The following is a 7,470-nucleotide window of genomic DNA, read 5'->3' as shown; positions in this document are numbered from 1 at the left end:
GCTATATTCTGTACATGTTACACAAACTTACATTGTAAAATGTGGGATATTAGCAATTTTTTCGACATCAAAAAAGTATTTTTGGGGTTTTTAAGGGGAATGACAGGCTAAACAGCCTATGCTAAAGTCGGCTTTGTGTTTTGGTCAGCAGCTTGATTTGTAACAGCTTCGTAAGACTTCAATGAGCTGTGATCGCCAATAATCATTTTTTATATGAATAATATGCAGCAGAAGTATCAGTCACTATGACATATATATACTTGAGTTATTGAGATTTAATTGACTGCGCTGTTGTTGATAACAGACGATTTTGAATTAACCGTAGGTATTAGATTTATGAAACAGGCTTTATTGATTTTGTCAGTACTGGGTATGGGCATAGCACAAACGAGTGGTGCTGCTATCACAATCTCTCAAACAAATAATACCATCACCAATACTTCTGTGGCATCAAACTACGGTTCATCAAAAAACATCTATAGCACCAAAAGTGGTGCTTATGTTTCTAATAATGATGAAATTAGTCAAGCAATTAGCAACCTAAGTGCGCAGGCCAAGCAAAAAGAGAATCAGCTTTCATCATTAAACAGCCGCTTATACGCTGAAAAACAACAGCAGCAAGTCAATAAGGTTCCTGACAGCAATTCAGCCCCCGCTATCGCTGCTGCTCGCGCCTCAAAAGTGGCTTTATCTGGCAGCTCTGGATATTGTGCCCGTTACGTACGTAAAGCACTACAATCAGCTGGTTATGAGTTCACTCCAAATCCTTCAGCCTATCAGTACGCTACTCGTGGCACACTTGAGAAAGCAGGTTTCAGCAAAATCAGCAATGATATGCCAACCCAAGTAGGTGATGTTATTGTCTATGATCGCTCATCAAAGCGTCCACATGGCCATATTCAAATTTTCGATGGTACAAATTGGATTTCTGACTTCCGTCAGAACAGCATCAGCCCATACAGTGGTGTCTATGCTTATACGACATGGCGCGATTCAAAATACGTGGATGACGCATCCGCATCAGATCGTAATATCTACCTTGCTATGAATGATAAATAAGACTTTCTAAGTCAGCACAACATAGTTGTTATTTCCTCCAACCCAGTAAGGCGTGTTGAACATTCACAAATAGTCTCTGTCAGTGCCATGGTTGAAGGTTCAACACGCCCTAGTGACTAGTGACTGTGCCTGATATGGTTATTCGCAGAGCTTTGCTGCTCTGATATGTCGCAGACCAATGCATCGCTATGGGCGCTGGTCTGCGGGTGTGACAAGCTTTCAACCTGAATGGTGGCGTGATGAATACCAAGCGCAAGCAACCCTTGCTCAAGATTGGCAATCAATACGCTGGCATCCGAGATTCTCATATCCCCATCGACCATCACATGGCAAGATAGCGCATTTAGCCCGCTGGTGATGCTCCAAATATGCAGGTCGTGGACTTGTTTTACTTGTGGATGGGCAAGCAGCTTGTCTTCCACATCTACCAGCGATATGCCTTCTGGCGTGCCCTCCATCAAGACATGTACCGAATCACGTACAACGCGGTAACCACTTACTAAGATAAGTACCGCGACGATCACCGACGCTGCGGCATCGGCCCAAACCCAGCCAAACCCCATCATCAGTAAAGCGGCGATGATCGCGGCGACAGAGCCCATCAAATCACTTAATACATGCAAGTAAGCGCTTTGCATATTGAGGTTGACAGGCTCTTTGGAATCATTGCTTTTATTTGCTTTTTCTTTATTTACTTTGTCTGCATTTGCTCCATGGCTGTGGGTGTGTCCATCGCTGCCGCTACTACCACGATGCATCAGCCAAGCGACCAAGATATTAACCAGCATACCGATGGTGGCGACGATTAGCATACCTTGGGTAGCAATCTCAGGCGGTGAGTTAAGGCGTTTGATCGCTTCATAAAAAATCATCAAGGCGATAATTACTAGCGTCGCACCATTGACGGTGGCCACGATAATCTCAAAGCGTTTATAGCCAAAGGTCTTTTGATGGGTGGCGGCTTTTTCGCCGATTTTAAATGCCATCAACGTCGCACCAAGGGCGATGGCGTCGCTGAGCATGTGTCCTGCATCAGAGAGTAACGCCAAGCTGCCTGTCAGTAAGCCACCAATCGCCTCGATAAACATATAGCCTGTGGTGATCACAAAGCTAATCAGTAACGTACGCTGATAGCCTTTGGTATCTCTTGGTGCGGTGTTTTGCTCTAGGTGAGTGTCATGATCATGAGCGTCTTGATTGCCAGCAGTATAGTTACTATCGTTGTTTTTATAGACATCAATAGGCTCACTTGGAGGCAAATGCTTATTTTGCTTATGACTGGCATCTTCTTGACTCATAACGTTACTCAAATTTATTAAGACTTATGGTAAATAACTTCAAGGATTAATGATAAGTCTAACATAGTCGAGTATTAGAAGCTGTAACGACGAGGTAAAAATGCAGCCAGTAAGCTATAGTCGATTCACTGCAAAAATGACATCGTGCTACTGGTATAAATTTTCCTTGCATGCTGTTATTACAGAGGCTGCGCAACATTCATTCCAGTAGCACTCTTCAATTTATCACCATGTTATTTTGAACTGACTAGGGCGTGTTGAACATTCATAATTTGAGCCAGATATAAGCACAAGCAAGAGCGACCGTATTTTCATAACTCTGCTTGAGCTTATCAAACCTGGTGGCAACCGCCCTATACTGCTTTAGCTTAGCGAAAGCATTTTCTACTAGATGCCTGGCTTTATACAAGTCCCAGTCCATATGGTCGTTAGAATACTGAGTGTTTCGTTTTCGAGGGATGTTATCCTGCGTCCCTGCTTGTTCAATATGGGCTCGTAGCGCATCAGAATCATAGCCTTTATCGGCACATAAAACCTCTGTATTACTCAAATTAACCTTATCTATTAAATCAGGTGCGACTTTGACATCGTGGGTTGTGCCATCTGATAAAAGAAAGGTAATCGGATTGCCATGAGCATCAACTGCTAAGTGAATCTTGGTCGCGCGGCCTGCCACACTTTTGCTAATGGATTGTAGGTTCTCATTGCCACTACTGCTGTGCTGATGCGCCTTGATATGAGTACCATCAATGAAGACCCACTCAAGGTCTGCCTCTTTGATCAGTAACGTAAATAATGCAATCAGCTTATTACTGCGAGACCAGCGCTGGTAAGCTTTATAGATGGTATTGGGCTTGCCAAAATACTCGGGTAAGTCGCGCCAAGGACAGCCAACACGCATGCGATAAAGCACGCCTTCAACCGTTTGTCTAAGATTTCCTTTGTCATAGATATTAAGTTCTAGTAATATAGGTTTCAGTCTTGTCCAGTGTTCATCTTTGAGCATAGTGCGAGGCATAGCGAACGATATCTTTTTTGTGTGAGAACTTAAAGATTAACCGTTCGCTATTTTTTTTGCCATTAATTTATACCCAATGTTCAACACGCCCTAGTGATCTTAATATCATTGCTGGGTTTTTTTGTGCTTAACATCAGGGCGTATTTAACCTTTCATGATTTGATCCGTCAGAAATGAACACTACTGATATCATTACTCATGACAGGAGTTATCGACAAGCGCGTTTAAAATGCCACATGATGACGCTGGTGCACTACTTGCACATTTCTGGCGCAAAACGGTCAAGTGATGCTTTAAGTGCATCAGTTCTTCCATTCGTATTTCCACAGCATGAATGTGCTCATCTAGCAAGTTATTCACATCGCCGCAGTCCTTGTCAGGCGACTCCCAGTATTCAAGTAAGATTCGCACATCATCTAAAGCCATATCGAGCGTACGGCAATGTAGGATAAATTGTAGACGCTCAATGTGCTCTTCATTATATAAACGATAATTCCCTTCGCTACGGAAAGGCTCGGGTAATAAACGCTCTTTTTCATAATAGCGAATGGTTTCTACTGTGGCACCTGTGCGTTTAGCGAGCTCACCAATTTTGATTGTCATAACAACCTCTATGATTTAAATAATTAAAGTGGCTGTAAAGACTAGCGCTAGAGAAATTAAAATTACGAAACTGTAGATAAATAACCTTGACTCTAAAGCCACTATAGGGTTCATAATATCATTATTCAAAGGGTAAATTATTATGAAATATCATATTGAAGGTATGGACTGTGCCAGTTGCATCGGCAAGATTGAAACAGCTTTGAAACGTATGCCTGGGGTTTCTGATGTTCAGCTGAATTTCGCTACAGAAACGCTAGAGCTAAATTTAGCCCCTGGTGCGCCGACTCAGGCTAGTGATATCGAAAAAACAATCAAAAGCCTAGGGTTCGGCATCTCTGCCAATACTGGTCAACAAACTGTATCGGCTATTGATATTGACAGCGACAATCAGATGGCTCCGCAGGATAAGCAATGGTGGCAAACTCAAAAAGGCAAACAGGTTGTTGGCCTCGGTATTTTGATGGGCAGCGGTTATGCACTGTCACTACTGTTGCCCGCTTATGGGATATGGGTGTTTGCCATCGCTGTGATTGTAGGCGTTTTTCCATTTGCGCGCAAAGCCTTAGCACTGGCTAAAACAGGTTCATTCTTTTCAATTGAAACGCTGATGTCCGTCGCCGTGCTTGGCGCACTTATCATTGGTGAAGCTGAAGAGGCCGCAGCGGTTGTCTTTTTGTTCTCAATCGGTGAACTGTTTGAGAGTATCGCTGCTGATCGCGCTCGCGCTGGCATCAGAGCCTTATCATCGCTGGTTCCGAAAAGTGCAATTTTACTTGATGCTCAAGGTGGGCAGCGTAACGTTCCAGCGACTTCATTACAAGTGAATGACCTTGTGCTGGTGCGTCCTGGAGATAGGGTATCTGCTGATGGTTCCATTGTTCAAGGTGCGTCCAGCCTTGATGATTCGCCCGTGACGGGAGAGTCTGTTCCTGTTGCCAAGACGATGGGTGACAATGTATTTGCAGGGTCAATTAACATCGATGGTGTGCTCCAAGTGCGCGTAGAAAAGACAGCCGCCGATAACACCATTTCGCGCATTATTGAGCTGGTAGAGCAAGCCCAAGCCTCCAAAGCACCCACTGCCCGTTTTATTGAGAAATTCAGTCGCTATTACACACCGGCAGTGATGGCTATTGCCGCACTAATTATTATCATTCCACCGTTAGCCATGGGTGGAGATTGGTCGACTTGGTTGTATCGCGGTCTAGCACTGTTGCTGATTGCCTGTCCCTGTGCTCTTGTACTATCAACACCCGCTGCCATCGCCTCTGGTCTTGCTGTTGGTGCGCGCCGTGGCTTGCTGATCAAAGGCGGTAGTGCTTTAGAAACTATCGGCCAAGTGAAGACGGTCGCTTTTGACAAGACAGGCACTTTAACTGAAGGCAAACCACGCGTGACCGATGTTGTTGCCTTTACACAAGAGGACTCAAGTATTCAAGGTCAGAATTCTCAAGGTCAAGATGAGATATTGGCACTTTTTGCCAGTGTGGAGACTGGTTCTAGTCACCCGCTTGCTGAAGCCATTGTTAGTCATGCTGAAGCTGCTAAAGTGTTCATACCTGTGGCCTTCAATGCTTCTGCAACTGCCGGTAAAGCGGTACACGCAACTGTCGCGGAGCGCGCGCTAGCTATCGGTTCGCCTGTTTACGCAGCCGATGAGGCATTGATTTCATCCACACAACAGGCGCAAATTGAGGCGCTGCAAAATGAGGGTAAGACCGTCTCTGTTCTTTTCGATGAGCAAAACCGTGAAGTGCTTGGATTAATCGCGCTAAGAGACGAATTACGAGACGACGCTCATGAAGGTGTGGCTCAGCTCAAAGCGATGGGTGTGCGCTCCGTCATGCTAACAGGCGACAACCGCTTAACCGCTCAAGCACTTGCCAGTAATTTAGACGTGGAATGGGAAGCTGAGCTGTTGCCTGAGGACAAACTGCGCCTGCTTAACGAGATGAAGAACAACCGCAAAATAGCGATGGTTGGTGATGGTATTAACGATGCGCCAGCGCTAGCAACTGCCGATGTTGGCATCGCGATGGGTGGTGGTACCGATGTGGCCATTGAGACGGCCGATATCGCATTATTAAAAAGTCGTGTTACGGACATGGCTAATCTCATCGCACTTTCACGTGCCACCATGCGCAACATTCATCAGAACGTCATTTTCGCTTTAGGTCTCAAAGGCGTCTTTCTGATCACGACCATATTCGGCATTACTGGACTATGGATTGCGGTTCTAGCTGATGCTGGAGCAACAGTGATCGTTACTCTTAATGCGTTACGTTTACTGCGCTTTAAAGGCGCGCCTCCACTGGTAAATCCGCCTAAAGTAGTTAAATAAAACCCTTCGAAATCAATTAAAAACTAGAGATAGCAGCAGATTTCGGGGTGGGTTCTAATAATAAAAATTCCACCGCCACAGTAAACTGCAACCGCATTAGAGTAAATAAGGTTAGACCGTATGTTGATTACAGAATTGGGCTATTTTGCCTTGCTTACCGCTTTTGTACTGGCGTTATTGCAGGTAATTCTGCCAACTATTGGTGTTATTCGTAACCAAGTTGCTTGGCAACGACTAGCCCCTAGCCTAGCTTGGGCACAGTTTGCCGCCATGATAACGTCATTTGGCGCTTTGATAGCAGGTTTTTATTATAATGATGTTTTTATCGCTTGAAGCTACCGACTCAGCGATTGAAGCTTTGTCACGCGCTTACCGTCTGTCACCAGACAATGAAGAGATTGCGACCACTTATGCGCAGATTAGCTTTTTTGCCAATAAAGGTCAGCTTGATGCCAGTAGCCGCCGTGTATTACAAGATGTCCTTGCCAAAAATCCACAGCATGAAGGTGCGCAGATGCTAATGGCAATGGGTGAGGCACGTGGTAGTAACTTTGCAGAAGCGCAAGGTTGGATTAAACGCTTACAAGGCAGCATTGTGGCCAAACCAGGTGATCATACTAAAGCTTTAGCAAGCTTAGATGAGTTAAGCAACTACGTTAGCACGCAAGAAAAGCAAGCGCTAGAAGGTATTGACGTGACAGTGAAAATTAACGCTAATTTATTACTGTTAGTGAAAGCTGATGATGTGTTGTTTGTAGCGATACGTGATGTGAAAGGGGGCCCTCCGTTTGCCGCCAAACGTTTACCCATTAGTATTATCAAGCAAGGTGAGGCTAGTATCCGCTTAAGCAATCTTGATGCGATGATGCCAGATCGCACGTTAAATTCAGCTCGTAGTGACAAAACTCAGTTAGCAGTCGTTGCTCGTATTAGTCATAGCGGTAATGCCATAGCAGAATCAGGCGACTTATCGGGTAATCCTATAATGATTAGCGTTGAACAGACTCAGGTTAATGTTGAAATCAATCAACAGATTCCCTAATAAAAAATTAGGGGCTGTCCTAGATAAGTAAAATTATTTAGGATAGCACTATGAGAAAGAGTAAACTAAGTTGGTATAAACAAAGCAGACTAATCGAGTTATTTGT

6 protein-coding genes and 1 pseudogene are annotated in these 7,470 nt (G+C 44.5%); 4 read left to right on the top strand and 3 right to left on the bottom strand.

The genetic code is table 11. The features are described 5' to 3' along the window. Positions 1-336: 336 nt before the first annotated feature. Positions 337-1,059, top strand: coding sequence for a CHAP domain-containing protein (locus A1019T_RS04255; RefSeq protein ID WP_068405068.1), 723 nt, complete (start codon positions 337-339; stop codon positions 1,057-1,059). Positions 1,060-1,175: 116 nt separating this feature from the next. Here the strand turns inward: A1019T_RS04255 and A1019T_RS04250 are convergent, their stop codons facing one another. The 3 genes from A1019T_RS04250 to cadR form a co-directional block, all read right to left on the bottom strand. Beyond that, a complete protein-coding gene (locus tag A1019T_RS04250) occupies positions 1,176-2,357 on the bottom strand; it encodes a cation diffusion facilitator family transporter (RefSeq protein ID WP_077450567.1) in 1,182 nt (393 codons plus the stop codon). 265 nt (positions 2,358-2,622) lie between these two features. Continuing rightward, the gene (locus A1019T_RS04245; protein ID WP_077450566.1) at positions 2,623-3,375 is read right to left on the bottom strand and encodes an IS5 family transposase; all 753 of its coding nucleotides are present in this window, start codon (positions 3,373-3,375) and stop codon (positions 2,623-2,625) included. Positions 3,376-3,567: 192 nt separating this feature from the next. After that, a complete protein-coding gene (cadR, locus tag A1019T_RS04240) occupies positions 3,568-3,978 on the bottom strand; it encodes a Cd(II)/Pb(II)-responsive transcriptional regulator (RefSeq protein ID WP_007394845.1) in 411 nt (136 codons plus the stop codon). Positions 3,979-4,120: 142 nt separating this feature from the next. Between cadR and A1019T_RS04235 the strand changes: the two genes are divergently transcribed. From A1019T_RS04235 to A1019T_RS04225, 3 genes and pseudogenes are all read left to right on the top strand, one after another. Next, the gene (locus A1019T_RS04235; RefSeq protein ID WP_077450565.1) at positions 4,121-6,322 is read left to right on the top strand and encodes a heavy metal translocating P-type ATPase; all 2,202 of its coding nucleotides are present in this window, start codon (positions 4,121-4,123) and stop codon (positions 6,320-6,322) included. 120 nt (positions 6,323-6,442) lie between these two features. After that, positions 6,443-6,640: pseudogene (locus tag A1019T_RS04230) on the top strand (heme lyase NrfEFG subunit NrfE); the annotation flags it as partial. Beyond that, a complete protein-coding gene (locus A1019T_RS04225) occupies positions 6,636-7,364 on the top strand; it encodes a tetratricopeptide repeat protein (protein ID WP_227675358.1) in 729 nt (242 codons plus the stop codon). The pseudogene A1019T_RS04230 and the gene A1019T_RS04225, both read left to right, overlap by 5 nt. Positions 7,365-7,470 lie beyond the last annotated feature (106 nt).

It is taken from the genome of Psychrobacter piechaudii, assembly GCF_900162825.1.
Lineage (GTDB): Bacteria > Pseudomonadota > Gammaproteobacteria > Pseudomonadales > Moraxellaceae > Psychrobacter > Psychrobacter piechaudii.
The sequence above is the reverse complement of the archived record's forward strand: the minus strand, read 5'-3'. Positions and strand labels throughout refer to the sequence as shown.